Origin of the sequence: Pseudomonas glycinae (assembly GCF_001594225.2) — a bacterium.
GTDB lineage: Bacteria > Pseudomonadota > Gammaproteobacteria > Pseudomonadales > Pseudomonadaceae > Aquipseudomonas > Aquipseudomonas glycinae.
Genome location: NZ_CP014205.2, coordinates 353,647 through 379,235 on the forward strand (window position 1 = coordinate 353,647; position 25,589 = coordinate 379,235).

Consider the following 25,589-nt stretch of genomic DNA (forward strand, 5'->3'; position numbering starts at 1 on the left):
CAAGCAAGTTTTTCAAAGCCCAAACCGCACTGCGGATGGCACCGTTTTTCAGGTTGGCAACGACCGGAACGGTACGGGTGTTGCAGTCGTTACTGTCACCCTGGAAGTAACCCGGCTCGAGCCTTGGCTCGCGGCCGAAAACTTCGGCAAGGATGCGGCGTCATTAGCCTTTTTCCTACTGATCCGAAGTTGTTATGCCCGACGCTCGTCGGTTGTAGTGCTTCGGACCAGAACGGTGAGCACCATGATGGTGCCCAAACAAACATAGAGAATGTGGAGATCACCCCCCATGCAAACCGACACAACTCGCGAGAACCCGCAGGGCACCTTGCCGCAGGCCGCCGATTCGAATTCGGATCTGGCTGCCACCGCGCCTGGTCAACTGCGCGTGATCAAGCGTAATGGCACTGTCGTTCCTTACACCGATGACAAGATCACCGTCGCTATCACCAAAGCGTTTCTCGCAGTTGAGGGCGGCACCGCTGCCGCTTCGTCGCGAATCCACGACACCGTTGCCCGCCTGACCGAACAGGTCACCGCGACCTTCAAGCGTCGCATGCCATCGGGCGGCACCATCCACATCGAAGAAATCCAGGACCAGGTCGAACTGGCCCTGATGCGTGCCGGCGAGCAGAAAGTAGCTCGCGACTACGTGATCTACCGCGATGCCCGCTCCAAGGAACGCGCCACCCGCACCACCGCCGAAGCTCCGGTACAGGCGCATCCGTCGATCCGCATCACCCGCGCCGACGGCAGCCTCGCGCCGCTGGACATGGGCCGCCTGAACACCATCGTCACCGAAGCCTGCGAAGGCCTGGCCGAAGTCGACGGCGACCTGATCCAGCGCGAAACCCTGAAGAACCTGTACGACGGCGTGGCCCTGAACGACGTCAACACCGCTCTGGTAATGACCGCCCGTACCCTGGTCGAGCGCGAGCCGAACTACTCGTTCGTGACCGCCCGCCTGCTGATGGACACCCTGCGCGCCGAAGGCCTGGGCTTCCTGGGCGTGGCCGAGAGCGCCACTCACCACGAAATGGCCGACCTGTACGCCAAGGCCCTCCCGGCCTACGTGGCCAAAGGTATCGAGTTCGAACTGCTGAACCCTGTGCTGGCTTCCTTCGACCTGGAAAAACTGGGCAAGGCGATCAACCACGAGCGCGACCAGCAATTCACCTACCTCGGCCTGCAGACCCTGTACGACCGTTACTTCATCCACAAGGATGGCGTGCGTTTCGAACTGCCGCAGATCTTCTTCATGCGCGTGGCCATGGGCCTGGCCATCGAAGAGAAGCAGAAAGAAGACCGTGCGATCGAGTTCTACAACCTGCTGTCCTCGTTCGACTACATGGCTTCGACTCCGACGCTGTTCAACGCCGGTACCCTGCGTCCTCAACTGTCGAGCTGCTACCTGACCACCGTGCCGGATGACCTGTCGGGCATCTACCACGCGATCCACGACAACGCCATGCTGTCGAAATTCGCCGGTGGCCTGGGCAACGACTGGACCCCGGTTCGTGCGCTGGGTTCGTACATCAAGGGCACCAACGGCAAGTCGCAAGGCGTGGTTCCGTTCCTGAAAGTAGTGAACGACACCGCCGTCGCCGTTAACCAGGGTGGCAAGCGCAAAGGCGCTGTGTGTGCCTACCTGGAAACCTGGCACATGGACATCGAAGAGTTCATCGAGCTGCGCAAGAACACCGGTGATGACCGTCGTCGTACCCACGACATGAACACCGCCAACTGGATTCCTGACCTGTTCATGAAGCGCGTCTTCGATGACGGCAAGTGGACCCTGTTCTCGCCATCCGAAGTTCCGGACCTGCACGACCTGACCGGCAAGGCCTTCGAAGAGCGCTACGAGTACTACGAAGCCCTGACCGAATACCCGGGCAAGATCAAGCTGTTCAAGACCATCCAGGCCAAAGACCTGTGGCGCAAGATGCTGTCGATGCTGTTCGAAACCGGCCACCCATGGCTGACTTTCAAGGATCCGTGCAACCTGCGTAGCCCGCAGCAGCATGTCGGCGTTGTTCACAGCTCGAACCTGTGCACCGAGATCACCTTGAACACCAACAAGGACGAGATCGCGGTCTGCAACCTGGGCTCGATCAACCTGCCGAACCACATCGTCGACGGCAAGCTGGACACCGCCAAGCTCAAGCGCACCATCGACGTCGCCGTGCGCATGCTCGACAACGTGATCGACATCAACTACTACTCGGTACCGCAGGCGAAGAACTCCAACTTCCGCCACCGTCCGGTCGGTCTGGGCATCATGGGCTTCCAGGACGCGCTGTACCTGCAGCACATCCCTTACGGTTCCGACGCTGCCGTCGAGTTCGCCGACAAGTCGATGGAAGCGGTCAGCTACTACGCAATCCAGGCGTCCTGCGACCTGGCCGACGAGCGCGGCTCGTACGAGACGTTCCAGGGTTCGCTGTGGTCCAAAGGCGTACTGCCGCTGGACTCGCAACAGATCCTGATCGAAGCACGTGGCCAGAAGTACATCGACGTCGACCTGACCGAGTCCCTGGACTGGGCACCGGTTCGCGCCCGTGTACAGAAAGGCATCCGTAACTCGAACATCATGGCCATCGCACCGACCGCGACCATCGCCAACATCACCGGCGTATCGCAGTCGATCGAACCGACCTACCAGAACCTCTACGTGAAATCGAACCTGTCGGGCGAATTCACCGTGATCAACCCGTACCTGGTTCGCGACCTGAAGGCTCGCGGTCTGTGGGATTCGGTCATGATCAACGACCTGAAGTACTACGACGGTTCGGTTCAGCAGATCGAGCGCATCCCGCAAGAACTCAAAGAGCTCTACGCGACCGCGTTCGAAGTGGACACCAAGTGGATCGTTGACGCCGCCAGCCGTCGTCAGAAGTGGATCGACCAGGCCCAGTCGCTGAACCTGTACATCGCTGGTGCATCGGGCAAGAAACTGGACGTGACCTACCGTATGGCCTGGTACCGTGGCCTGAAAACCACCTACTACCTCCGTGCCCTGGCCGCGACCAGCACCGAGAAGTCGACCATCAACACCGGCAAGCTGAACGCTGTATCCAGCGGCGGCAACCACGGCGACGACTCGGTCCTGGCAGCCCCTGCCGGCCCGGCTCCAGTGCCAAAGGCTTGCGCCATCGACGAGCCGGATTGCGAAGCTTGCCAATAAGCTGAGCTGAATCAGGCGTTGCGAAACGCCTGATCCGAGAAGCCCCCGACAGACTTCTGGTTTGTCGGGGGTTTTCTTTTGACCGCGCAAAAAGCAAAAGCAAAAGCCCCCTCACCCTAGCCCTCCCGAAACGTCGGACCGCCCAGAGGGAGAGGGAACTGACCGAGGTGTTTGGGGGAGGTACGCCGACGTGAAAGACCGAGCTGAACTCAAACCTTAAAAAGCAAACATCCCGCGCCTGCCTTTGCCTTTGCCTTTGCCTTTGCCACTCAACACGATGAGCGTTAGCTCGAGTAAGGCTTTTGACGTGCCGGCCCCATCGGAAGGCTGAGTGGAGGGATTTATCCGGGGGTGGGAGCGCAGCGACCGTGCGGCGCAGCCGCATGCATCGAGAGGAGGTGCAGCGAAGCAAACCGTAGGCGATGCCCCCGGATGAATCCCGTAACGAAGGAACACCGAGCCAAAGCGAGGTGCCGAACGCCGGGGCCCAGCGTTTTGGTTCCTTTTGGGCGTTTGCAAAAGGGACTCGCCGTAAGGGCGAAACCGCCAGCGGCAACACCCGCAGAAACGGATAAACACCCCAAACCGCAGCCAAAAAAAAGCCCCTCAAAAAGAGGGGCTCCCATACAAAACCAAACCCAGAAATCAGGTCATCTGAATGATGGTCTGCATGATAGTGCTCTGAGTCGAAATGGTCTTGGCATTCGCCTGATAGTTACTCTGACCCTTGATCAGATCAACCAGCTCATTGGTCAGGTTAACGTTGGACTCTTCCAGCGAGTTCGAAACAACCGAACCCAGCGTACCGGTTTCCGGTGCATCGTAGCCCGGGATACCCGAAGCGAAGGTTTCTTTCCAGCTGGTACCACCGATCGGCTGCAAGCCCTGCTCGTTGGTGAAGCTGGCCAGCGCAACCTGGCCGATAGCCTTGCTCTGGTTGTTGCTGAAGTTGGCGAACAGCGTACCGGTACCGTCGATCGTCAGGTTGGTGATCTGGCCAGTGGCATAACCATCCTGCGTCGGGATCGAACGCGCGGTGTCAGCGTTGTATTGAGTGGTCTTGGCCATCGAAATGGTAATGCCGGCCGGGTTAGCCGAAGCACCGTTGGCCGTCCACACACCGTTGGTGACAGTGCCCGGTACCCAGCCAGTGAGCTTCAGGTCGCTGCTGATCACGGCAGGCGGAGTGCTGACCTGAGTCAGCTTGCCAGTGGAGTCAAAGGTCATGGTCGACGCGACAGGCGCAGTGACTTTCGGATCGCTGCCGGTAGCATCCGGGTTGCGACCGTCCACCAGGGTGTAGACCTTCCAGGTGTTGGCGCCGGTCTTCACCATGTACTGATCCATGACATGGGAGTTGCCCTGGCTGTCATAGATCGGAGTGCTGAACGACTTGGTGTAGGTCGCGAGGTTGGTCGGGTCGAACTTGCCGGCCACTGCTGTGTCGTCGATCACCGGAGCCGTCGAGTTCAGGTTGATGGTCGAAGTCACCAGCGAGGTAGACTTCGGCGCCAGGTTCGAGGTGTCGATCTTCAGATCGGTCAACACGCCGTTGATGATCTTGCCGTTGGAATCCACACCGTAGCCTTGCAGACGCGAGGTGTAGTCGGTGTTGGTAATGAAGCCGTCCTTGTCGACCTTGAACGTACCGGCACGGGTGTAGGAGATCGAACCGTTGTTGCTCAGGGTGAAGAAGCCCGAACCGTTGATCCCCATATCCAGCACGTTGCCGGTGTTGTTGATGTCGCCTTGGGTGAACTGCTGGGAAACGTTGGCCAGACGCACGCCGTTACCAATGACCTTGCTGCCGCTGCCCAGGCGAGTCGCCGAGTAAACGTCTTCGAATTCTGCACGGGACGATTTGAAACCGGCGGTCGCAACGTTGGCGATGTTGTTGCCGGTCACGTCCAGTTGCTTGTTGGCTGCATAGAGACCGCTAAGGCCGATATTGAAAGACATATTCCACTCCTTTGTGCCGGTTAGTCGGCTCTATATACCAATGGTTTGTACTTTGGACAGGGCGACCGTGCCCTTGCCGGACAGGTTGAGCATCAGCTCGCCGCCGGTCTGGCTGATCGTCACGCTGGTGACCGTGGCGGGCAGGTAGGTCGCCAGGTCGGTCGCGGTGCCGTTGATCGAGGCGTTGGCCTTGACGGTGTAGGTACCGGTTTTCACCAGGTTGCCGTCCTTGTCCTTGCCGTCCCAGGTGAAGCTCGCATTGCCGGCGGCGCGGCTGCCCAGGTCAATGGTGCGAATGGCGGTGCCGCTGCTGTCGGTGATGGTGACAGTACCGCCGGCAATCGACGACGGAACGGTGACCGAACCGGTCATGCCTTTGCTCGGATCGTCCAGCTGAACCGTATTGGTCTGCACAATCACATTGCGACCCACCAACGACGACGCCTGCAACGCTTGCGACGAGTTGTAGTTGCCGGCCAGCGAACTGACGGTGCTGTTGAGGGTGGTGATCCCCTCGAGGCTGCTGAACTGCGCCAACTGGGCAACGAATGCGCTGTTGTCCTGCGGGTCCAGCGGGTTCTGGTTCTTCAGCTGGGTCACCAGCAGTTGCAGGAACGCGTCCTTGCCCAGGGCCTGGCCGCCGGTCGAGCTGTTGGTGGCCGAAGCGATGCCGCCGGTGGTGGTGCTACTGGTCTTCTTCGAAGAGTTGGCCAGTATGTCGTTCATCGTCAGGCTGCTGGTGGTATCGGTAACACTCATGGCAGTCGCCCCTTATCACTGACCGAGGGTCAGTACCTTCTGCATCATGGTCTTGGCGGTGTTCATCATTTCGGCGTTGGTCTGGAACGACCGGCTCGCGGAAATCATGTCAGCCATTTCTTCCACCACGTTGACGTTCGGGTAGTAGACGTAGCCCTTGGCGTCGGCAGCCGGATGATTCGGCTCGTAGCGCGCTTCGAGGTTGCTCTGGTCTTCGACCACACCCATGACCTGCACGCCCTGACCGGCTGCGTCCTGGTTCTGGAACAGCGAATTGCTGCCGCCGCTCTGGCCGCCCTGGAACATGGTGGCGAACACCGGGTGACGGGCACGATAAGTCTGGTCGATGCTCGACGAGACGGTCTCGGCGTTGGCGATGTTCGAGGCCACGGTGTTGAGACGGGTGGTCTGGGCGCTCATGCCGCTGCCGGCAATGTTGAAAACGCTGGACAGGGACATGGATTACTCTCCGCGCAGGGCTGACACCAGCCCTTTGAATTTGCTGTTGAGCAGGGTGAAGCTGGCCTGGAAGCCGACCGCGTTTTCCGCGTAGTTCGACTGTTCCAGTTGGGCGTCCACGGTGTTCTGGTCGATCGACGGCTGCATCGGCGTGCGATACATCAGCGACTCGTCGCCATTGCCCAGGCCTTCAGCTTCGATGTGACGGCTGTTGGTCATGTTCAGGGCGATGGTGCCGTTGGCGTTCTTCTGGCTCTGTGCTTCGAGCACTTTGGAGAACTCCAGATCCCGCGCCTTGTAATTCGGGGTGTCGGCGTTGGCGATGTTGTTGGCCAGCACTTCGGCACGCTGGGCGCGGAAGCCCAAAGCCTTTTCGTGAATGCCGAGCGCTTTATCGAAGCTGATGCTCATGTCGGGAACCTTCAGGTGACCGGATTTTTCGTAACAGGGGTATAGCAAGCGTCGTGCCAGTTTTAGAAAGCCCCGGATTACGGGGCTTTGCACGGAACCGGCAACGCGGCGATGCCAGAAAAGCGGCAACCGGTTTCCGCCGGATGCCGCTTTTCTGCCGCCTGCCACCGGCAAAACCTTCAGGCATAAAAAAACGGGAGCCCCTGAGGACTCCCGTTTCTTGTGTCGCCGGTGTTTCACTTCGCCTGGTAGATGATCCCCGGGCTGCACTGAACCATCTGGTAATGATCCGGCAGACCGTTCAGCGCTTCCGAAGCGCCAAGGAACAGATATCCGCCCGGCTTCAGCGTGCTGTGGATGCGCAACAGGATGTCTTTCTTCACCTCGGCGGAGAAGTAGATCAGCACGTTGCGGCAGAACACGATGTCGAACTTGCCAAGGCTTGCGTAGCTGTCGAGCAGGTTGAACGAGCGGAACTCCACCCGGTTCTTGATCGGCGCCTTGATCACCCAGCGTCCCGGCCCTTTCGGGTCGAAGTAACGCTGCAGACGATCGGCGGACAAGCCACGGCCAATCGCCAGGCTGTCGTACTCGCCGGTCTTGCAGTTGGTCAGCATGCTGCCGGACAGATCAGTGGCGACGATCTGCACGCCCATCTTCAACTGGCCGATGTTGGTCCGCTCGAACTCGTCGATCGACATCGACAGTGAATAGGGTTCCTGACCCGACGAGCAGGCCGCCGACCAGATCCGCAGACGCTGATTGGGAGCGGCCTTGATCGCTTCGGGCAGCACCTTGTTCTTCAAGACTTCAAACGGATAGGTGTCGCGAAACCACAGGGTTTCGTTGGTCGTCATGGCATCGACCACCTGCTCGCGCAAACCGCTGCGCGGCTGGGTCTGGATGCGCTGTACCAGCTCACCCAGGGACTTGATGCCTTGCTGCTCCATCAGTTTGTTGAGACGGCTCGACACCAGATATTGCTTGTTTTCACCGAGCAAAATGCCACAGGCTTTTTCCAGGAAGACCCGGAACTGTTCGAAATCCAAATTACCCGTAGACAAATGATGCCGCCTCTTAAATCGTGTTGAACGCCGAGGGCAGAAGGCCCTTAGCTGATATCTGCTGCTTTGATCCGGTCGACTACCCGGGATGCCAGGTCATCAGGACGGAACTTGGCCAGGAAGTCATCGGCACCGACTTTCTTGACCATCGCCTGATTGAACACACCCGACAACGAAGTATGCAGGATGATATGAAGCTTTTGCATGCGAGGGTCGCTGCGGATCTCGGCCGTCAGGGTATACCCGTCCATCTCCGGCATTTCGATGTCGGAGATCATCATCAGGAACTCTTCTTCCGGCTTCTTGCCCTCGTCGACCAGCTTGCGCAGGTAATCCAGCGCCTGCCTGCCGTCGTTCAACGCCACCACTTCGACGCCGACCGTCTGCAGGCAACGCGTCACCTGCTTGCGCGCCACCGACGAGTCATCGACCGTCAGCACCCGCAGCGACAACGCCTTGCTCTGGGTCTCGACATCCACCACGCCGACCGAAATCGCTTCCGGCGTCGGCGCGACTTCCGCCAGCACCTTCTCGACGTCGATGATTTCGACTAACTGATTGTCGACCCGAGTCACAGCGGTCAGGTAATGATCGCGTCCGGTACCCTTGGGCGGCGGATGAATCTCTTCCCAGTTCATGTTCACGATACGTTCCACCGAGCGCACCAGGAAACCCTGGGTCTTGGTGTTGTATTCCGTGATGATCACGAACGGACTGTTTTTGTCTTTCAAAGCACCGGAGCCGGTCGCCATCGCCAGATCAAGGATCGGAATGGTCGCCCCCCGGATATTCGCCACCCCGCACACGACAGGACTGGACTTGGGCATCAGCGTCAGTTGCGGGCACTGCAGCACTTCCCGAACCTTGAACACGTTGATCCCGTAGAGCTGCTGGCCGTCAAGACGGAACAACAACAGCTCCAGGCGATTCTGCCCCACCAGTTGCGTGCGCTGGTTCACCGAATCCATTACACCAGCCATGCCCAGACTCCTACACCAACGCCAAGTGTTGTTGCGACGCACATTCATTGCTAAACGGCACGGCGCTTGCTTTTTAACTCGTATGAACGCTCAAACGACATTTTTCCGACGCCTGACATCTCCCCTCCGCAGAGGGCTTTGCGCCATGTCCGCCGTTTGCCTGTTTTTCGCTGGCAGCCCTGCCATTGCTGATGCGGTTACCTTGCCTGACATGCTTATCGGCGTCACTCAGGGCTTTCTTGAATTCACCGTAGAAGACTATCTGGCTACCAGTCAAACGGAAGGCCGTTATGAAATCGAGGTCAACCAGCTCGATCCGCGCATGCGCATGCCTATGTGCGACAAGGAATTGACAGCGACACTGGAGAGTCCGGCACGTCCTTTGGGCCGTGTCACGGTGAAGGTCCGCTGCGAAGGCGCCTCCCCCTGGACGGTGTTCGTGCCCGCTCAAGTCCGCCTGTTTCGCGAGATTGTCACCACCACGCGGCCACTCAAGCGCGCCGGCATCATCGAGCCGCAGGACGTGACCTTGCGCGAGCGCGACGTCAGCACGATCAACCAGGGTTTCCTGACGTCGGTGGATGAAGCCATCGGACAGAAATTGACCCGACCAACGGTCGCCGATCAAGTCATTACCCTGGTGCATCTGGAACAGGCGGAAGTGGTTCGCAAGGGCGACCAGGTGGTGATCACCGCCCGCAGTGGCACCCTCGCCGTGCGCATGCCGGGTGAAGCCCTGGCCAACGGCGGCCTCAAGGAACAGATTCGCGTGAAAAACCTCAATTCCCAGCGGGTCATCAAAGCGCAGGTTGTGGCGCCTGGCCAGGTGGAAGTGGCGATGTGACCGCAGGCGTGAGCGGGAATATGAGCGGATATTTGAAAAGCCCCTGAGCGTTTGGCAGAAAACTGGCGCTGACCCGAGCTGTTCCCTAAACTGTGCCGCAGCAGGATCTGCAACGGCGCATGCAAGCTCATTGCTAAATGAGCCTAAAGTTTTCCAGGGGATGGCCGAGAACATGGCAAGCGTCCAAATTCCCAGAGGTTTTTAACATGGTCATCGATTTCAGCCGTTTGAACAGCTCCTCGTCACTTACGGGCAGTACACGTACCAGCAACGCCAAGGAAACCGCCGAAACCGGCACCTCCGCGCCGCTGAATACCCCGGCCGAACAGGCCAGTACCGCAAAAAGCGGGGAATCGGTACACCTCAGCAATGAGGCTCAACAGTTGCAGAAGGTCACTGACAAGCTGCGCGATCAGCCTGCCGTCGACAAAGCCCGTGTGGCCGAATTGAAAGCAGCGATTGCCGATGGCAGCTATAAAGTCGACAGCAACCGTGTAGCCAGCAAACTGCTCAACTTCGAAGCCCAGCGCTAGGCCTCGGTCTGCGCCAGGCTTTTGGACGCTTAAAACCCAAGGCCAGCCATGCACGACACTAATTTATTGCAACTGATCATCGACGACTTTGCTCCAGCTCAACAATTGCTGGAGTTACTGCAAACCGAGTCCCTCGCCTTGCACGGTCGCGACATGCCTCTGCTGGAAGAAATTCTGGCGAACAAGCAGGCATTGATCATTCTGCTCGAACAGCATGGCCGCAAACGCAGCGAAATTCTCGCCAGCCTCAACCTGTCGATCGACCGCGCCGGCCTGGAACAACTGGCCAGCCAGTCGAGCATCGGCGACCAGTTGCTGAGCCAGAGTGATGTCCTGACCGACCTGATCGCCCAGTGCCAGGCAGCGAATGCCAGGAATGGCCAATCGATCGTCATGCAGCAGGCCGCCACGGCCAATCAGCTGAAAATCCTCACCGGCGGCGAGCCTCCCGCGCTCTACGATGCCAGTGGCACCTTCTCCAAACTGCAGAAACCACGCGCGCTCAGCCAGGCGTGATGCTTTCTTCCATGCTTGCGCCCTATCAACGTGCGAAACATGCTGGCAAAATACTGGCCAGCCGTAGTCAAATTTTGTCTGGAGATTGATTTAACGTGTCCAACGATGACGCTCCGCAGCCCCCAAAGGTGCTCACCACGCCCCTGGAGATCTCCAGCAACCTGCGCCAGCTGCAAGAGAGCCATGATCCTCTGATCATCACCTTCCACGAGCGCAGCCAGCGGTTCCAGAGCTACCTGATCAAGGTTGACCGGGAAGCCGCCACGATTGCCCTGGACGAGATGATCCCGCGCGATGGCGAACGCTTCCTGCTCGCCGGTGAGCCGTTCAAGGTCGAAGGTTTTCATGACGGCGTGCGCATTGCCTGGGAATGCAACGGCACGCTGAACATCGAAGAATCCAGTGGCGATCGTTTCTACACTGGCGACCTGCCCACCGAAGTGGTTTATCACCAGCGCCGCAATGCCTTCCGTGCCGCTTTGAAACTGACCGACCTTGTCAGCGTCGAATTGGGTGGCGAAAAGCTCAAGTCGCCTATCGGCGGCAAACTGCTGGATATCTCTGCCACCGGTTGCAAGCTGCGTTTCGAAGGCGACATCACCGACCGCCTGCAACTGGGCCAGGTCTATGATCGCCTGATCGCCGCGCCGTTGTTCGGCAACCAGCCGACCTCGGTCGAATTGCGTTACCTGCACTTCGAAGAAAAGCTCAACATCACCTTCGCCGGCCTGCGCTTTCACAACATCAGCGGCCCGGCGGCCCGCAACGTCGAGCGTTTCGTTTATCAACTGCAACGCGAAGCGCGTCGGTTCGATAAAGACGACCTCTGATCGGCAAGCATAAAAAACGGGCAGTCACTGCGGTGACTGCCCGTTTTTTATGCCCGAATCAAGGCCTGGCGGTGCTGATGTCCGGCCCCTCGCCCTCAACTGTCGAGTCAGTTGGCGCGACAGGTTCTGGCTCAGGATCAGGCTCTGAAGCGACCGTATTCTGCATCTGCTCCTGCACCACTTGCTCATCGACCCGCGGGTCAAGCGCCGCCACCAGCGGTGAACTGGACATGCTGTCCGGCATCGCCACGTGATGCAGCGGCGCATCGTCGACCTGGTGCAGATTGGTCACGGCTTTCGGCCGGATCCGCCACACCAGCACCAGCGCGAAAAAGGTGAAGAATGCATACAGACTCTGCGGCCCGAACAGCTTCATCAACACCCCCGCCACCAGCGGGCCGACGCTGGCACCCACGCCGTAAGTGACCAGCAACATCGCCGTCAGCGACACCCGGCGCTCGCCTTCGACGTGATCGTTGGAGAACGCCACCGCCAACGGATACAGACAAAACTGCACCAGCGAACAGAAGAAGCCGACCACGAACAACACCTCCAACGGCACCTGCGGCAGGATCGCCAGCGGTAATGCAGCTACCGCCAGGAACAGCGCAAAGCAACGGATCAGCAGCGCCCGGTCATAGCGGTCGGACAACCAGCCCAACGGCCACTGCACCACCAGCCCGGCAAAAATGCAGCTACCCATGAACAGACCGACCTGCTCGGTGGACAGCCCTTGCTGCGAGGCATACAACGGCGCCAGACCGTAGAACGAGCCGATGATCAGCCCTGCCCCGAGCACCGTACTCAGCGACTGCGGCACGCGTTTGATAAAGAAGCGCGGCTCCATCGGCGCCGGATGCAGCGGCGCCGGGTGAATCCGTCGGGTCAGCGCCACCGGCACCAGACACAGGGCAAAACACAATGCGACCAGCATCAGCAGTTCCAGGCCAAGGCCCGGGTGCATGACCAGAATCAACTGACCGAGCACCAGCCCCAGATACGACGCGATCATGTAGCCACTGAACACCAGACCGCGCTGATTGGCGTCGGCCTGCTCGTTCAGCCAACTCTCGATGACCATGTACTGGCACATCATGCCGAGGCCGACGATGGTCCGCAGCACCAGCCACGCCGGCAACCAGTCCACCAGGCCATGACCGAGCACCGCCGCACCGACGATCCCGGCACACGCCGAGTAGGCGCGGATATGCCCGACCCGGGCAATCAAGCGGTGACCGATCTTGCCGCCCAGCACCAGACCAAAATAGTTGGCGGCCATCAACGCACCGACCCACAATCCGTCGACATGGTCGGCAGCCAGACGCAAAGCCAGATAAGTAGAAAGAAGGCCCGAGCCGATCAACATCATCAGCGAGGCGAAATACAGCGCTCGAAAGGATTTCCAGATTTGGCGCATCGGCGTTCCGAGCGGCTCCTTGCAGTAAGTATCGGGCTATCAAACGATAGCCCGACGGCGACATTTCGTCAGGCCTGGGCTGCTAGAACACGGCGTTCCCAGGGAGTGATTTCATCAAAGAAGCTGGTCAACTCCATGGTCTTCGAAGCGATGTAGCCTTCGATGAACTCCGTGCCGAACAGTTCCTTTGCAAGCTGGCTGCGTTTCAGACGTTCGAGCGCCGCATGCAAGGTACACGGCAGCGAAAGATTGTCCGGCACTTCGAACTCGCCCTGAATCGCTTCGCTTGGTTCGAGTTCATGCTCGATGCCGTACAAGCCGGCGGCCAGGCTCGCGGCAATCGCCAGGTACGGGTTGGCATCGGCCCCCGGCAAACGGTTCTCGACCCGACGCGCGACCGGCGAACTGGCCGGAATACGCAGTCCGGCAGCGCGGTTGTCGTGGGACCAGCAGGCATTGTTCGGCGATGCAAACGGATGGCACAGGCGCTGGTAGGAATTGACGTTCGGCGCAAACAACGCGGTGAAATCAGCCATGCCCGCCTGCTGCCCGCCAATGAAGTGGCGGAACCTCGCGGTCGGCTGACCGTCGGCGTCACTGAACACATTCTTGCCACTGCCGATCTCGACGATGCTCTGGTGAATGTGCATCGAACTGCCCGGCGTGTGCGCCAGCGGCTTGGCCATGCACACCACGGTCAGGCCGTGCTTGAGCGCGACTTCCTTGAGCAGGTGCTTGAACAGGAAGGTCTGGTCGGCCAGCAACAGCGGATCACCGTGCAGCAAGTTGATCTCGAACTGGCTGACGCCCATTTCGTGCATGAAGGTATCGCGCGGCAGACCGAGGGCGGCCATGCATTTATAGACTTCACTGAAGAACGGTCGCAGACCGTTGTTGGAACTGACGCTGAACGCCGAATGACCGTCCTCGCGACGCCCGTCGAGACCGACGGGCGGCTGGAACGGCTGGGTCGGGTCGGTGTTCGGCGCGAACACAAAGAATTCAAGTTCGGTCGCCACCACCGGCGCCAGACCGAGGGCTGCGTAGCGGGCAATGACCTTCTTGAGCTGGCCACGGGTCGACAGGTTGGAGCTCTCGCCGGTCAGCTCGTCGGCATCGCAGATTGCAAAGGCCCTTGGCTCTTCGCTCCATGGCAACGGATGGATCTGTGCAGGATCGGCCACCAGCGCCAGATCGCCGTCATCGCTGCCATAGAATTTGGCGGCGGGATAGCCGCCCATGATGCATTGCAGCAGCACCCCTCGGGCCAACTGCAAACGCCGCCCTTCGAGGAAGCCCTCGGCGGTCATTACCTTGCCCCGTGGCACGCCGTTCAAATCCGGCGTGACACATTCAATCTCATCAATGCCCGTCAATCGCTGCGCGAGTGAACGCTGGCCATCGGTTGTCATGACGCAATCCTTGTTATTGTGCGAGCCGCGAACGGCGACCCGGACAAAATAGGCTTCGGCTGTTCGGAATATCAAGCAGCAGCCAACAAAAAGAATTCCGGTCGATGAATCGGTGATTCAGGGCAGGTAAATACTGAACACACCGCCACCCAACGGGCCGCCATTACGGATCTCGGTCCGACCGCCAACACCGTTGCGCTGATGCAGCGCGGCGATGCGTCCGGCGAAGTACAGACCGAGGCCGGTGCTGCCACTGCTGTGGTTGATGCCCTGCACGTAATCGGACTGACGTTCGAGCATTTCGGCCGGGTAACCGTCGCCGTCATCGTTGATGCTCAGCACCAATTGCCCGGCTTCGTCGCTGACGGTGATCAGCAGCGATTCGCGGGCGTAGCGGATCGCGTTGTTGATGCAATTGCCCAGCACCGAGGCGATCAGTTCGCGATCGAAGAAGCCCAGGGGACTGAGCGGATCGACTTCGTAAGTGGCGATGATTCCACGGCTGGCGAACACGTCCTGATGCGCCGCCAGTTGTGCCTCGATGAAGTCGTCCAGCTCGTGATAAGCCGGCTGCAACGGCATCTGATTGACCCCAAGCTTGTACAGCCCTAGCAGCTGCACCAGCATGCCGTTGAGATGGGCGAACTCGAAGTCGATCACGCCCTGCTCCGGCCCTTGGCGCTGGGCCTCGGGCAGGCGCGCCAGCCATTGGCTGTGGGCCTGCATCAGCATCGCCAGAGAGTTCTTCATGTCGTGCACGGTGGAGGCGATCACCGTGGAAAAATCCAGTGCCTGCTCGTCTTGGTTCATTCGCCAAACGCCTTGCTTTTCAGCTTCTGATAACGCGGATAACGCGCGTCGGTATCGGGCATCATGCCCACCAGTTTCAGGCAGGCCCGGCATTCTTCCAGCTCCGCCGACGGCACATTGGTGTCGGTGCCGTGCAGCAGCGACTGGGCCATGTTCAGCGCGATACTGATGTTTTTCGGTTGCATCTTCAGCGCCTTGCGGAATACCTCGCGGGCCTCCACCAGATTGCCGGTCTTGTACACGCGCACGCCCTGACGGTTGAGGTCGGCGGCAGCGTTGCTGGAGCTGAGGATAGTCGGGTCGTCGGTGAGCTTGGCGATGTCTTTCATCACCGTCGGGTCATCGCCGTAGATTTCCGCACAACTCTTGAGCATCGAGGTGCCCGCCTCGGCCTGGCCGAGCATCTGCAATTGCTTGGCCACCAGCAACGCCGCCTCGGGGCTCATGAACTGCTCCATGCCGTCGAGGCGCATCAGCGCTTGCTCGGTGAGTTTTTCGGCGGTTTCGGCATCGTTGAGCAACAGGCTCGTGGCCTTCATCAGACGCGCGCGAATCTGCAGGCCCGGATCGGTCGGGTTTTCCTTGGCCACGGCGCTGAGGGTGGTATTGATCTCCAGCCGCGTTCGGGTGTCGAGCCCGCGTTCGCTGCCTTTGCTGATCAGCGCGTGGGCCAGGCCGAGATTGCTTTCCGGATCCTTGAACCGCGATTGCGCGCCCTGATTCACCGCCTGGCGATAAGCCCGGGAAGCCGTCTCGAAATCTTCGTTGGCCATCGCCAGCTTGCCCAGCAACGCCTGACGGCGCACCGCCAGCGGCGACAGTCGAATGGCTTCTTCCAATACCTGTTGAGCACCTTTGGTATCGCCTTCGGCGACCAGCACATCGGCCATCCCGTCGTACAACGCCGGCATCATCGGGAAAACCTTCAGGGCTTTTTCGTAAACGCCCTTGGCCTGACTGACCTGCCCGCGCTTGAACAGCAACTTGCCCAACCCGGCAAACGCCCACGGCAATGGCCGGTCGGCGATGATGCTGTCGTAGAGGCGCTCGAGCGCTTCGTTCTGGTTCATGTCGCGCAAGGCATCGGCGCGATAGCGCAGACACAGCGGCGAATAACGGATGTCCTGTTTGCACAGGGCGATGCAAGCGTTGAGCACCTCGACCGGTTTACCACGGTCGAGGGCTTGCAGAATCGGCTTGAGCAGGGTCTTGCGCTGCTCCAGACGCTCTAGGCGCTGAGCCAGGCCAGAGCGGTTGAACGGTTTGGTCAGGTACGCGTCCGGCTCGTGCTCCAGGGCACTGAGCACCATCGCCTGACTGGTCTCGGCCGTGACCATCACGAACACCGCTTCGTGACTGATCAGCTTCTCCATCATCAGGTCTTCCAGCACCTGCTGACCGTTCTTCTTGCCGTCACCGAGGTGGAAGTCCTGGAGGATAAAATCGTAGGACTTCTGCGCGCACATTTTCAGCGCCTGCTCACCGGTGTCGGCGGTGTCCACATCCTTGACGCCCAACTCGCGCAACATCGAACGCACGGAACTGCGGAAATCCGAGAAATCATCGACGATCAGAAAACTCTTTTGGTGATACGACAGCATCGAGGATTTCCAGGCAATTGAAGAAGATGGACCATTTCCAGGCGCGCAGATGATAGCTGCCGGCCAAATGCTATCAAGCGATTTCGCGCGACTCTGTAGTCACCGAACGGGTTATCGGCCGGATCAGCGATTCTCTTGAAGCGGGGGTTAAAGATTCGTTGCGCAAGGATTACCCTGCGCGGCGGTTCACACTTTCCAACGGCAAAGGATTCATCGTGTACATCAAGGGACGCTACATCGTGTCGGCCTGTGCGCTGCTGTTTTTTCAGCAGGCAGTGGCGAGCGGAATGGACTGCACAAAGGCGGCGAGTGCTGTGGAGAAGGCGATTTGCGCGGACAAGCCTTTGTATGAGGTGGATGCGCAGATGGGGGCGGCTTATCGGAAGCTGATGAATGCTGCCCCGGCGCAGGCCGAAGTGAAAAACGCCCAGCGCCAGTGGCTGAAGGAGCGTGATCGATGTGGCGAGGAGGTCAGTTGCCTGAACCAGCGTTATCAGGATCGTTTGCAGGTCTTGCACGCTCAGTGGATCGACGCGGTGGCCTACAAGCCGGACGACATTGATAAACAGGTCATGGAGGATCTGCAGCAACGGATTCGGGAGATGAGCAAGGAGAACCCGGAGTTTGCGCTGGAGCGAGCGCTGGATTCTCTCTCAACCGACGACGGCGAAACTTCGTTCTCCGGTGATCCCAGCGACGACAACACTTACGATCAGACCTTGTTTCCCAAAAGCATTCCCAAGGGTGTAACCCCGAATGAATGGAAGGCGCTTAAAGCTTCCGGTCTTGACGCTGATGCCGAGCAGGGCCAGGCGAATTACTCATTGATAGACCTTAACGGCGACGGTCAACGGGATCTGATCGTTTCAACCTACACCGGTGGTACAGGCCTCTTCAGCTTCTATGAAACCTTCCGTCGCGATGGAGAACGGTTCACCAGAAGACTGGCGCCCTATGATCCGGACGCCAGCGCCGGCAGCTCGTTGTTCTCCACCAATGATCGAGGCGCCAACCAATCGGCAGCCTGGATCAAATCTCATGGAAGGATGTATCTCGCCTATCGCAACGGGTCATACGGTGTCGATCAGATCTACCTGCTCAATCCCCTGAAGATCAACAGCCAAATACCAACAGTGACGGTTCAGTATGACTACAAGTTGATCGTGCCGAGCAATCAATACTCCGAGGAAAGCAGTACCAGCTACGTACTGGACCCAGTCTTGCGAAAAACTCTCATAAAAGCCCTGACCCAATCGGGTGCGGGTAAACCTCAACAACCCAGCCAACACAAAGGCCCCCTCTGCCCCATTCCTGCATCGGGCTCGGGTGACGATGATTATTACAGTTACGGCGCAGGTTACTACGCAGTAGAAACCGTCATGGACTTGCCAGTTTTCATCGACAACGAGTGCTTCATCGCAAGGCTGAACAATTGGTTTGGTAGTTACAGCGAGAAAGACGGATTGCCCGCCTTGCTGACTTTGCGCAAGCCTGGGTCTCAGGATCCCGAACGGGGCTTCTCAGTCAACGGCCGCCGACATTTCATGAACGTCACAACCTCGATTGGAAAGGCAGAGGGTGGAGCTGAAATTTTCTAGCCTTTCCTCCTGCAAGATTGAAAGACACAAAAAAGCCCCACCAGACACCTCTGCGTGGGGCTTTGTACTTCGGGGCGCTTCTCAGACCTCCGCCACCAACACATCGGCAATCCGGATGCTCAACGCCGCACCTGTCAGCGTCGGGTTCACGCAGGAGGACGATGGCATGACGCTCGTGCCTGCGATGAACAGGTTGGAATGGTCGTGACTGCGGCAATCGCGGTCCACCACCGAGTCTTTCGGGTCATCGCCCATGATGGTGGTGCCCATGATGTGCTGCCGATTCTGGAAGCCCGTGTCGGTGCTGAGGATGTCGGCGTCGAGCAGTTTCGCAAACTGTTTGAAGTCTTCCAGCGCCTTCTCTTTACCGGCGTGCCAGTAGTCGGGAACGCTGTAGTAGATCTCGGGAACCGGCAAGCCGATGGCGTCGAACTTGGTCTTGCTCGGGGTAACCCGATTCTCCGGCAGTGGCAGGGTTTCGAAGTCGACAGCCCAGTTCAGGGAGCGCGCCGATTGCAGGCGGATCTGCTCATCGAGCTTCGAGCCCAGGACACCTTTGGCGATCAGGTTCGAGGTGATTTGCGACGTCGGCACGGTGTTGCGCACCTTGATCTTGTAGCTCGGGTAATCGTTGCGAAACGCGCCATCGCGGCTGTTCAGATAGACCAGCAATTGCGTCGGCCCTTCGCCCGGCCACATGTCCTCCTTGGTCATGACGTTCATGCTGATGCCGGTGTGATCCATCAGGTTACGCCCGACCTGATCCGACGAGTTGGCGATCCCGTTCGGGTACTTTTCCGAGGTCGACATCAACAGCAGCTTCGGCGACTCGATACCGTAAGCCGCCAGCACAAAAGCCCGTGCGGTCAGTTTGTGTTTGGACTTGTCGGGGCGCATGTACCAGATCGCAGTGATCTTGCCGTCATCGCCCGCCTCGATCTTGTAGACGACAGAGTTGTCCAGCACCTTGGCGCCATGGCGCTCGGCCTCATCGATGTGCATCGAACCGTCGTACTTGGCGGCAATCGGACACACCGGGTTGCAGTTGTTGTTGCCAGCGCAGGGAGGCCGCTTGCCATAGGGGCGGGTCGCCCGGCCATTCGGCTCGAGGATCGGGTTATACCCGCCCTTGCCGAGCAATTCGGAAAGGCGCTTGAACATGTAGCTCGGTTTCAGGCCTTCCATCGGATAGGGAATCGAGCGCGGCGGATAAGCGTCCCCGCCCTGCCCGCTTTCGTCCTGGCCGTCGACGCCGGAAACGCCCAGTTCGATTTCAGCCCGAGCGTAATACGGTTCGAGTTCGTCATAACTGATCGGCCAGTCGCGACCACGGCCATACAGCGACTTGAGACGAAAATCGTTGGGCAGCATGCGCCACAGCGAGGAACCGAAATGCCAGGTGGTGCCACCTACCACACGCAGATAAGAGGTGTTGTATTTCACCGGCCCTACCTGCTGCAAATAGTCGCCATAAGTAGAGGGCGCGTGGGGCAGGCTCGGATAAGGCGACCCGGCGCCCTGCAGCTTGGCATTGGCCAGCGAGAGTTTCACCGGAGCATTGCGGAATGTTTCCACCACATCACGGCGATTCACCCGAGGCCCGGCCTCGAGCACGATCACCGACTTGTTCGCTTTGGCCAGGCCCGTGGCGATCAGACCGCCCATGACACCAGAACCGATGATCACCACATCGGCATCGAATTGATCGCTGCTCATACTGTCGAGTCCTGAATGACTGCTGGTTTGGGACCCCATGAATCCGGGCCGCCACCGTAGGTTGGAATGATGAGAATGCCGTGAGTGGGCTGATACATCATGGCGAGGGAATAGCTGATCAGCTCGGCATCCGCCGGCTCACCGACAATGCCCAGATACCAGGCGGAAATGATGCTGGTGGCCGTGGCCCGCAGCGATGGATCCGGATTCGGCTGCGCCAGGTATTCATCGACATGCCGGTAGCCCTGAGTGCTGATCAATTGCTTCAGGGCAATCACGTTGGTCGAGAAATTCGGTGCGCGCTTGTCCAGCGCAGCGTAGTAACGACCGGCCAGAACCGGATTGACCGCACGGCTGACCAGAAACTGCGACAGCGCAATGAAATCGTCACTCGAAACCTGGGCTGCCAGCACCGACTGCCAGGGCAGCGCACTGCCGATCATCGCGGCCAGGCCCAGCGTCACGGAACCGCGCAACAGATTGCGGCGAGTGAGCCCCGCCGAGCTTTCGGTTTGATTTTTTACGTGTTTGTGCGTCATTGAAGTGTCCATTGCTCAGGCCTCCTTGCGCCGACGTGCAATCAAGGCCCATGCGCCCAGACCGATCAACAAGCACACGAGAATGATGACCGGGATCGTAAACTTCGCCATCACTGCCAGTGGCGCCTGGGGCCCACCGTTGCGTACCTGTGCCACATCGGCGGCGGTGACAACCGCGTCGGCATTGCCGTAGCGCGACAGCACGTAGTTGCTGACATCGGCAATCTGCTGGTCGTTCAGGCGGTCGGTGAACAGCGCGTCAGGGCCGAAACCCGGCATGTCGATGGCCACACCGTCGACTTCACGATGCACGCCATACACGATGGCCGCGATCAGGTTGTCGCTGCGACTGGTGGCAGTGTTGTGAAAAAGCGATGGGTATTCCCTTGTGCCCTGACCGTTCGGCTGATGGCAGTTGGCGCAAGTGCCACTGAAAACGTGCCAGCCCGGGTTGTCCCCGGGTTTGCCTCCGCGCAGCGTCAATTCGTCGACCGAAGCCTGACCGTACTCGTGCCGGGCCTTGCTCTCCCCGGTCTTGATCGGCGTGGTCTGCAGCAGGTAGGCCGCGATGGCTTTGAGATCCACATCGCTCAGATGCTGCAGACTGTTCTCCACCGCCTCGGCCATCGGCCCCGCCGCCTGAGCCTTGCCCTCGACGTGTCCGGTACGCAGATAGGCCACGATCTCGTCACTTGACCAGGCCCCGATGCCGCTGACTTTGTCGGAGGTGATATTGGGGGCATACCAACTGCCCAGCGATCCGCCGGCCAACGGTTTTGCGCTGTCGGCCGCCATCAGGACATTGCGCGGCGTGTGGCAGGTGTCGCAGTGAGCCAGGCCGTTGACCAGATAGTCGCCGCGATTGACCTCGGCGGACTTGGCCGGATCCGGCGTGAAGCGTGTTTTGCTGTGGAACAGCGCGTTCCAGCCAATCATCGATGCACGGATATTGAACGGGAAATCCAGTGCGGTTTTCTGGTTCGGCGTATCGACCGGCGTCACTTCGTGCATGAAGTAGTCGTAGAGCGCAGCAATGTCGCTGTCGGTCATCTTCGAATAAGAGGTGTAGGGCATCGCTGGGTAAAGCCGAGTGCCATCGGCCGCCACCCCGTCACGCACCGCGCGGGCGAATTGCTCTGAGGTGTAATTGCCGATACCCGCCGTTTTCGAAGGCGTGATGTTGGTCGAGTAGATCGTGCCCATCGGCGAACTGAGCGGATAGCCGCCCGCAAAAGCCTCGCCGCCTGGCGCCGTGTGGCAAGCCACACAGTCAGCCGCTACCGCCAGACGCTTGCCCACCGACGCGGTGCTGTCGAGCCCCTCGCCATGCGCTGCCCCGGCCGTGGCGATCAACAGCGTCACCCATCCGGCAAAGGCGTACCCCTTGCATTTCCCTTTATCAATGCGACGCGACATGAGTCCTACCCTAGGCTGCTTCGTTCTTTTTTTCACGGTTCTGGAAATCACGAACACAGTGTCCTCGTCATCTTGAGCGACAAGAACGAAGAGGTACGATGTCGTACGTATTTTTTGGAATATTCCACACAATGTAACACTTGGCAATAAATAGAAAAGGCCAAGTGCCATCTTTTGTATGTATGTGCTGAGTGCTCTAAACCGATAGTTACAAGGGATTTCATGCAGAATATATTTACGTGAGAAACAACTGGTAACCCTACAGTTGTGGTCTCCGCAGCCGAAAGATGTACGACGACACGCCATTTTCTTACGAGCTGCACTCGATATTGTCCCGACCCCACACGTCAGCAGGATGCCCTTATGAGTTGGTTGAATGACGCAAGACTTTCCACGAAATTGATCACGGCCTTCGCCGCGTGCGCCTTCATCACCCTGGGGGTGGGCCTGCTGGGAAGCCGGGGAGTGACCGAGCTATCGGCGAGCCTCAGATCGGTGTTCGGCAACAACCTTGTCGCTGTCGCCAACATCGCGCAGACCAAAATCAAGGCCGTCGGACAGACCCGTGACATGTATCGGCTTTACGTCGCCACTGCGGCCAATCTGCCACAGAGCACCAAAGACGAATTCCTCGCCTCGATGAGCGCGAACCAGTTGGCGAGTGAAAAAGCCTTTGCCGAATATCGAAAAACCAAGCTTGCCGACGACGAACGTGCAGCAGGTGACCGAATGGAAAAAGCCTGGCCCGTTTACCAGGCGATCGTGCAAAGGTATCTGGCCCTGATGAAGGCCGGGGACCTGGAAAACGGCCGCGAATTGCTGCTCGGCGATCTGCAGAAAAACTACCGCGTCGTCATGGACGAATTGACCATCATGACCAACTCCAACGATATGCAAGTCAGCGAAGCCGCAAAGCGATCGGTTCTGACGGAGTCGTCCGCCAAGACGTCGCTGTACATCGGCATCGTGCTGGCCTTCGTCGCTGCGATTTTGCTCGGCCTGTTCATCAGCCGACTGATCAGCCGCCCCATCTCCAAAGCCGTTGAAAGCGCCCGAAGCATCGCTGGGGGAGACCTGACTCAAAACATCGTCAGCACCGGCCGCGACGAGGCCGGTCAGTTGCTCACGGCCCTGGCCGAGATGCAGGGCAGTCTGAAAGGCACTATTCAGCAGATCGCCAACGCGGCAGATCAACTGGCTTCAGCTGCCGAAGAACTCACCGCCGTCACCGACAACGGAAGCCGTGGTCTGATCCGTCAGAACGACGAGATCCAGCAGGCAGCGACCGCTGTCACGGAAATGACCTCCGCCGTGGAGGAAGTCGCGCGCAATGCGGTATCCACCTCCGAGGCCTCCCAGACCACCAGCCGGGAAGCCAGCAATGGACGCGATCAAGCGCGAAACGCCGTTGCCGCGATCAACCATGCAACCACGGAAATCGCCACCTCCACCACCATGGTCAAGGACCTGGCGGAGAAAGTTCGAGACATCGGCAAGGTGCTGGATGTGATCCGGGGAATTGCTGAGCAAACCAATCTTCTGGCGCTTAACGCCGCCATCGAGGCTGCACGCGCGGGTGAGCAAGGTCGAGGTTTCGCCGTGGTCGCCGACGAGGTACGAGCCCTGGCGGCAAGGACCCAGGCTTCGACGGGGGAAATCGAAGGCATGATCAACGACGTGCGTAACAGTGCAGACGAAGCCGTCGGCGCCATGGGGAAAAGCCAGGCGCTGGTCAGCGAAACCCAGTCACTGGCGCAAGCGACCGGCCAGGCACTGGAGCTGATTGCCGACGGCATTTCGCAGATCAATGATCGCAACCTCGTCATCGCCACGGCCTCGGAAGAACAGGCACACGTCGCTCGCGAAGTGGATCGTAATCTGGTGAACATCCAGGATCTGTCCACCCAAACGGCGGCAGGTGCGCATCAGACCAGCGCTTCGACCCAGGAACTGTCCAACCTGGCGGCGTCCTTCAACACGATGGTCAGTCGCTTCCGCTTATAAAATGGCGACAACAAAAAGCCCCGCCAGATCACTCTGCGCGGGGCTTTTCAATAGATGGTGTCCCAGGGCAGGTTCGAACTGCCAACCTTCCCCTTAGGAGGGGGATGCTCTATCCAATTGAGCTACTGGGACACAGGGCTGTCGGTGCGACAGACGGCGTGCATGTTAACGGTCGGGCCCTGATTTGTCATGTCGTCCGCAGGGCTTTTTAAGTGTAGGCAGGCGTCTTGCAAGGGTGCCGGACGTTTTACCGTGCAATTTGCATCTCCGCAAAACGCCATCATTGCAGAATGCAATGCGCCCTCTTCTAAAAATCCATTTAAATGCTTGTTTTTAAAGGACTTAACAGCAGTTAGACTATTGGCACGGCGGCTGCTTTACCGGTTCTATAAAAGAACATTCGGAGACTCGTCTCATGAACAGCGCCCTCGTCCTCGCAAACGTAATCGCACTGGCTGTTCTCGTGGGCTTTCACTTCCTCCCCGAGGACAACGAGAAAGTGGCCGGGCGCATGCCACATTACCTGCAAGTGCAGAAAACGCCCCAATGGGCGGTATTGAGCGATCAGCGCTCCGCCCCGCAAGCGGTCAGCGAGTCTGAACAGGTGTTGCCGGCGCAGTCGACTGAACGTCTGGTTTTTTGAAATATCTTCAGGAGTACAGCATGTCCAAGTCAGCCGCAGGATTTCTGATCCTCGCCTTATTGAGTGGCCTCGGGCACTTTTCGCTGTTCGAGGAAACCGAAATATCCCTGCCTCTGATCGGGTGCGGCGTGTTTTCGACGCTGTTCGTATTGGCGCTGGTGGCCGGGCGCAAGATCAAGTTTGATCCTGTACTGCGCTGACCCTGACCAGCTTCAGCAGCTGATTGACCGCATCCGCCAGGTCACCCGAATTGTCGATCAGATGCACAGGGCTGTCAGTTGAACGCCGGTCCTTGAACAGCGCGTTACGGGCGAGTCTCGCATCGATCTGTTCAAGCGTCTCCCGGCCACGCCGGAGCAGACGCTCCCGCAAGACGTTATCTCGCACCGTCAACAACACCGGCACCAGCGTCGGGTAGCTTTCCAGCGCTTGCCGAAGGTTCGCCCGAGAGCCGTTCACCAGGACGTGTTTCCCGGCTTTCAACCATTCATCCATTTCCGCCGCAATACCATAGGCGAGACCATTGGCCTCCCACGCCAGCGAAAACTCGCCGGCGCGCTGACGTTGCTCGAACTCCTGAGGCGTCACGCCGATCGCATCCTCGCCCACGGATTCAGCCGAACGGGTAATCACTCGCCTGATGATTTCGCAGTTCAACGCCCGCAAGGGTTCACGCGCAGCCTCGATCAGACTGTCCTTGCCGGAGCCGGAAGGCCCCATAAGGTAAATCAGCCTGCCATCCATCCTGAAAACGCCCTCCGGCGGGCATTTGCCCCTAGTAAATCGGCCATTTGCCACTATCCTGTACAAGGTAAGGAACAACGATTCAACCCGCATAGCATGCACGTTCTGACGCCCTCGGGCATCAGTCAACGTGTTTCAGGACGCGGTCAG

22 protein-coding genes, 1 tRNA gene and 2 pseudogenes are annotated in these 25,589 nt (G+C 59.1%); 10 read left to right on the forward strand and 15 right to left on the reverse strand.

What is annotated here, in order from left to right; translation table 11 throughout:
* The first annotated feature begins 289 nt into the window (after positions 1–289).
* Positions 290–3,184, forward strand: a complete 2,895-nt coding sequence (locus AWU82_RS01650; RefSeq protein ID WP_011335505.1) for a ribonucleoside-diphosphate reductase subunit alpha — start codon at positions 290–292, stop codon at positions 3,182–3,184.
* Between the two features lie 645 nt (positions 3,185–3,829).
* On the opposite strand, the gene flgE is transcribed toward AWU82_RS01650, so the two are convergent.
* From flgE to AWU82_RS01680, 6 genes are all read right to left on the reverse strand, one after another.
* On the reverse strand, positions 3,830–5,143 hold the full coding sequence (gene flgE, locus AWU82_RS01655; protein ID WP_064383586.1) for a flagellar hook protein FlgE: 1,314 nt from the start codon (positions 5,141–5,143) through the stop codon (positions 3,830–3,832).
* A gap of 30 nt (positions 5,144–5,173) precedes the next feature.
* On the reverse strand, positions 5,174–5,902 hold the full coding sequence (gene flgD, locus AWU82_RS01660; RefSeq protein ID WP_064383587.1) for a flagellar hook assembly protein FlgD: 729 nt from the start codon (positions 5,900–5,902) through the stop codon (positions 5,174–5,176).
* A gap of 15 nt (positions 5,903–5,917) precedes the next feature.
* Positions 5,918–6,361 carry a flagellar basal body rod protein FlgC gene (gene flgC / locus AWU82_RS01665; protein WP_007960329.1) on the reverse strand — a complete coding sequence of 148 codons (444 nt, stop codon included), beginning with the start codon at positions 6,359–6,361 and terminating at the stop codon, positions 5,918–5,920.
* A gap of 3 nt (positions 6,362–6,364) precedes the next feature.
* The gene (gene flgB / locus AWU82_RS01670) at positions 6,365–6,772 is read right to left on the reverse strand and encodes a flagellar basal body rod protein FlgB (protein ID WP_007960328.1); all 408 of its coding nucleotides are present in this window, start codon (positions 6,770–6,772) and stop codon (positions 6,365–6,367) included.
* A gap of 236 nt (positions 6,773–7,008) precedes the next feature.
* Positions 7,009–7,836 (reverse strand): protein-glutamate O-methyltransferase CheR, encoded by an 828-nt coding sequence (gene cheR / locus AWU82_RS01675; protein WP_007960327.1) that lies wholly within the window; start codon positions 7,834–7,836, stop codon positions 7,009–7,011.
* A gap of 47 nt (positions 7,837–7,883) precedes the next feature.
* Positions 7,884–8,816 carry a chemotaxis protein CheV gene (locus tag AWU82_RS01680; protein WP_011335509.1) on the reverse strand — a complete coding sequence of 311 codons (933 nt, stop codon included), beginning with the start codon at positions 8,814–8,816 and terminating at the stop codon, positions 7,884–7,886.
* An 82-nt stretch (positions 8,817–8,898) separates the two neighbouring features.
* Between AWU82_RS01680 and flgA the strand changes: the two genes are divergently transcribed.
* From flgA to AWU82_RS01700, 4 genes are all read left to right on the forward strand, one after another.
* Positions 8,899–9,660 (forward strand): flagellar basal body P-ring formation chaperone FlgA, encoded by a 762-nt coding sequence (gene flgA, locus AWU82_RS01685; RefSeq protein WP_084777063.1) that lies wholly within the window; start codon positions 8,899–8,901, stop codon positions 9,658–9,660.
* Between the two features lie 206 nt (positions 9,661–9,866).
* Positions 9,867–10,193, forward strand: a complete 327-nt coding sequence (gene flgM, locus AWU82_RS01690) for a flagellar biosynthesis anti-sigma factor FlgM (RefSeq protein WP_007960324.1) — start codon at positions 9,867–9,869, stop codon at positions 10,191–10,193.
* A 48-nt stretch (positions 10,194–10,241) separates the two neighbouring features.
* The gene (locus AWU82_RS01695) at positions 10,242–10,709 is read left to right on the forward strand and encodes a flagellar protein FlgN (RefSeq protein WP_011335511.1); all 468 of its coding nucleotides are present in this window, start codon (positions 10,242–10,244) and stop codon (positions 10,707–10,709) included.
* A gap of 95 nt (positions 10,710–10,804) precedes the next feature.
* A complete protein-coding gene (locus tag AWU82_RS01700) occupies positions 10,805–11,539 on the forward strand; it encodes a flagellar brake protein (RefSeq protein ID WP_064383592.1) in 735 nt (244 codons plus the stop codon).
* A 58-nt stretch (positions 11,540–11,597) separates the two neighbouring features.
* Here AWU82_RS01700 and AWU82_RS01705 read toward each other — a convergent pair whose 3' ends face one another.
* The 4 genes from AWU82_RS01705 to AWU82_RS01720 all read right to left on the reverse strand — a co-directional run bounded on the left by AWU82_RS01705 (position 11,598) and on the right by AWU82_RS01720 (position 16,779).
* Entirely contained in the window at positions 11,598–12,956 is a 1,359-nt protein-coding gene (locus tag AWU82_RS01705) for an MFS transporter (RefSeq protein WP_064383594.1), read from the reverse strand.
* 68 nt (positions 12,957–13,024) lie between these two features.
* A complete protein-coding gene (locus tag AWU82_RS01710; protein WP_170928962.1) occupies positions 13,025–14,266 on the reverse strand; it encodes a glutamine synthetase family protein in 1,242 nt (413 codons plus the stop codon).
* Between the two features lie 219 nt (positions 14,267–14,485).
* Positions 14,486–15,178 (reverse strand): sensor histidine kinase, encoded by a 693-nt coding sequence (locus AWU82_RS01715; RefSeq protein ID WP_011335515.1) that lies wholly within the window; start codon positions 15,176–15,178, stop codon positions 14,486–14,488.
* Positions 15,175–16,779, reverse strand: coding sequence for a tetratricopeptide repeat-containing response regulator (locus AWU82_RS01720; RefSeq protein WP_064383597.1), 1,605 nt, complete (start codon positions 16,777–16,779; stop codon positions 15,175–15,177). Before AWU82_RS01720 ends, AWU82_RS01715 begins: the two co-directional genes overlap by 4 nt.
* A gap of 215 nt (positions 16,780–16,994) precedes the next feature.
* Here AWU82_RS01720 and AWU82_RS01725 point away from each other — a divergent pair, with 215 nt between their 5' ends.
* Complete coding sequence (locus AWU82_RS01725) at positions 16,995–18,377, forward strand: lysozyme inhibitor LprI family protein (RefSeq protein ID WP_064383599.1); 1,383 nt, start codon at positions 16,995–16,997, stop codon at positions 18,375–18,377.
* Positions 18,378–18,458: 81 nt separating this feature from the next.
* Here AWU82_RS01725 and AWU82_RS01730 read toward each other — a convergent pair whose 3' ends face one another.
* Genes AWU82_RS01730 through AWU82_RS01740 form a run of 3 tightly spaced genes read right to left on the reverse strand, consistent with a single transcriptional unit; the run spans position 18,459 to position 22,048 of the window.
* Positions 18,459–20,093 (reverse strand): GMC family oxidoreductase, encoded by a 1,635-nt coding sequence (locus AWU82_RS01730; protein WP_064383602.1) that lies wholly within the window; start codon positions 20,091–20,093, stop codon positions 18,459–18,461.
* A complete protein-coding gene (locus tag AWU82_RS01735; protein ID WP_064383604.1) occupies positions 20,090–20,644 on the reverse strand; it encodes a sugar dehydrogenase complex small subunit in 555 nt (184 codons plus the stop codon). Before AWU82_RS01735 ends, AWU82_RS01730 begins: the two co-directional genes overlap by 4 nt.
* Positions 20,645–20,647: 3 nt before the next feature.
* Entirely contained in the window at positions 20,648–22,048 is a 1,401-nt protein-coding gene (locus AWU82_RS01740) for a cytochrome c (protein ID WP_064383605.1), read from the reverse strand.
* A 363-nt stretch (positions 22,049–22,411) separates the two neighbouring features.
* Here AWU82_RS01740 and AWU82_RS29435 point away from each other — a divergent pair.
* Both AWU82_RS29435 and AWU82_RS29440 read left to right on the forward strand, forming a co-directional pair.
* Positions 22,412–23,146, forward strand: a pseudogene (locus AWU82_RS29435) (MCP four helix bundle domain-containing protein); the annotation flags it as partial.
* Positions 23,147–23,458: 312 nt separating this feature from the next.
* A pseudogene (locus AWU82_RS29440) lies at positions 23,459–24,052 on the forward strand (methyl-accepting chemotaxis protein); the annotation flags it as partial.
* A gap of 55 nt (positions 24,053–24,107) precedes the next feature.
* Here the strand turns inward: AWU82_RS29440 and AWU82_RS01750 are convergent.
* A tRNA-Arg gene (locus tag AWU82_RS01750) sits at positions 24,108–24,184 on the reverse strand.
* A 283-nt stretch (positions 24,185–24,467) separates the two neighbouring features.
* Here AWU82_RS01750 and AWU82_RS01755 point away from each other — a divergent pair.
* The gene (locus tag AWU82_RS01755) at positions 24,468–24,695 is read left to right on the forward strand and encodes a hypothetical protein (protein ID WP_064383609.1); all 228 of its coding nucleotides are present in this window, start codon (positions 24,468–24,470) and stop codon (positions 24,693–24,695) included.
* A 20-nt stretch (positions 24,696–24,715) separates the two neighbouring features.
* Positions 24,716–24,895: a PA3371 family protein gene (locus AWU82_RS01760; protein WP_064383611.1), complete on the forward strand. Its 180-nt coding sequence runs from the start codon at positions 24,716–24,718 to the stop codon at positions 24,893–24,895.
* Here AWU82_RS01760 and phnN read toward each other — a convergent pair.
* Positions 24,870–25,439, reverse strand: a complete 570-nt coding sequence (gene phnN / locus AWU82_RS01765) for a phosphonate metabolism protein/1,5-bisphosphokinase (PRPP-forming) PhnN (RefSeq protein WP_064383613.1) — start codon at positions 25,437–25,439, stop codon at positions 24,870–24,872. The genes AWU82_RS01760 and phnN overlap by 26 nt on opposite strands.
* Positions 25,440–25,589 lie beyond the last annotated feature (150 nt).

What these genes read in the sequence shown, in the direction of transcription:
- flgB (WP_007960328.1), bottom strand. Translation starts at nt 6,772, where the DNA reads ATGAGCATCAGCTTCGATAAAGCGCTCGGCATTCACGAAAAGGCTTTG.
- AWU82_RS01650 (WP_011335505.1), top strand. Translation starts at nt 290, where the DNA reads ATGCAAACCGACACAACTCGCGAGAACCCGCAGGGCACCTTGCCGCAG.
- phnN (WP_064383613.1), bottom strand. Translation starts at nt 25,439, where the DNA reads ATGGATGGCAGGCTGATTTACCTTATGGGGCCTTCCGGCTCCGGCAAG.
- flgC (WP_007960329.1), bottom strand. Translation starts at nt 6,361, where the DNA reads ATGTCCCTGTCCAGCGTTTTCAACATTGCCGGCAGCGGCATGAGCGCC.
- AWU82_RS01735 (WP_064383604.1), bottom strand. Translation starts at nt 20,644, where the DNA reads ATGGACACTTCAATGACGCACAAACACGTAAAAAATCAAACCGAAAGC.
- AWU82_RS01705 (WP_064383594.1), bottom strand. Translation starts at nt 12,956, where the DNA reads ATGCGCCAAATCTGGAAATCCTTTCGAGCGCTGTATTTCGCCTCGCTG.
- AWU82_RS01720 (WP_064383597.1), bottom strand. Translation starts at nt 16,779, where the DNA reads ATGCTGTCGTATCACCAAAAGAGTTTTCTGATCGTCGATGATTTCTCG.
- AWU82_RS01740 (WP_064383605.1), bottom strand. Translation starts at nt 22,048, where the DNA reads ATGTCGCGTCGCATTGATAAAGGGAAATGCAAGGGGTACGCCTTTGCC.
- flgE (WP_064383586.1), bottom strand. Translation starts at nt 5,143, where the DNA reads ATGTCTTTCAATATCGGCCTTAGCGGTCTCTATGCAGCCAACAAGCAA.
- flgA (WP_084777063.1), top strand. Translation starts at nt 8,899, where the DNA reads ATGAACGCTCAAACGACATTTTTCCGACGCCTGACATCTCCCCTCCGC.
- AWU82_RS01730 (WP_064383602.1), bottom strand. Translation starts at nt 20,093, where the DNA reads ATGAGCAGCGATCAATTCGATGCCGATGTGGTGATCATCGGTTCTGGT.
- AWU82_RS01755 (WP_064383609.1), top strand. Translation starts at nt 24,468, where the DNA reads ATGAACAGCGCCCTCGTCCTCGCAAACGTAATCGCACTGGCTGTTCTC.
- flgM (WP_007960324.1), top strand. Translation starts at nt 9,867, where the DNA reads ATGGTCATCGATTTCAGCCGTTTGAACAGCTCCTCGTCACTTACGGGC.
- AWU82_RS01760 (WP_064383611.1), top strand. Translation starts at nt 24,716, where the DNA reads ATGTCCAAGTCAGCCGCAGGATTTCTGATCCTCGCCTTATTGAGTGGC.
- AWU82_RS01695 (WP_011335511.1), top strand. Translation starts at nt 10,242, where the DNA reads ATGCACGACACTAATTTATTGCAACTGATCATCGACGACTTTGCTCCA.
- flgD (WP_064383587.1), bottom strand. Translation starts at nt 5,902, where the DNA reads ATGAGTGTTACCGATACCACCAGCAGCCTGACGATGAACGACATACTG.
- AWU82_RS01680 (WP_011335509.1), bottom strand. Translation starts at nt 8,816, where the DNA reads ATGGCTGGTGTAATGGATTCGGTGAACCAGCGCACGCAACTGGTGGGG.
- AWU82_RS01710 (WP_170928962.1), bottom strand. Translation starts at nt 14,266, where the DNA reads ATGACCGCCGAGGGCTTCCTCGAAGGGCGGCGTTTGCAGTTGGCCCGA.
- AWU82_RS01715 (WP_011335515.1), bottom strand. Translation starts at nt 15,178, where the DNA reads ATGAACCAAGACGAGCAGGCACTGGATTTTTCCACGGTGATCGCCTCC.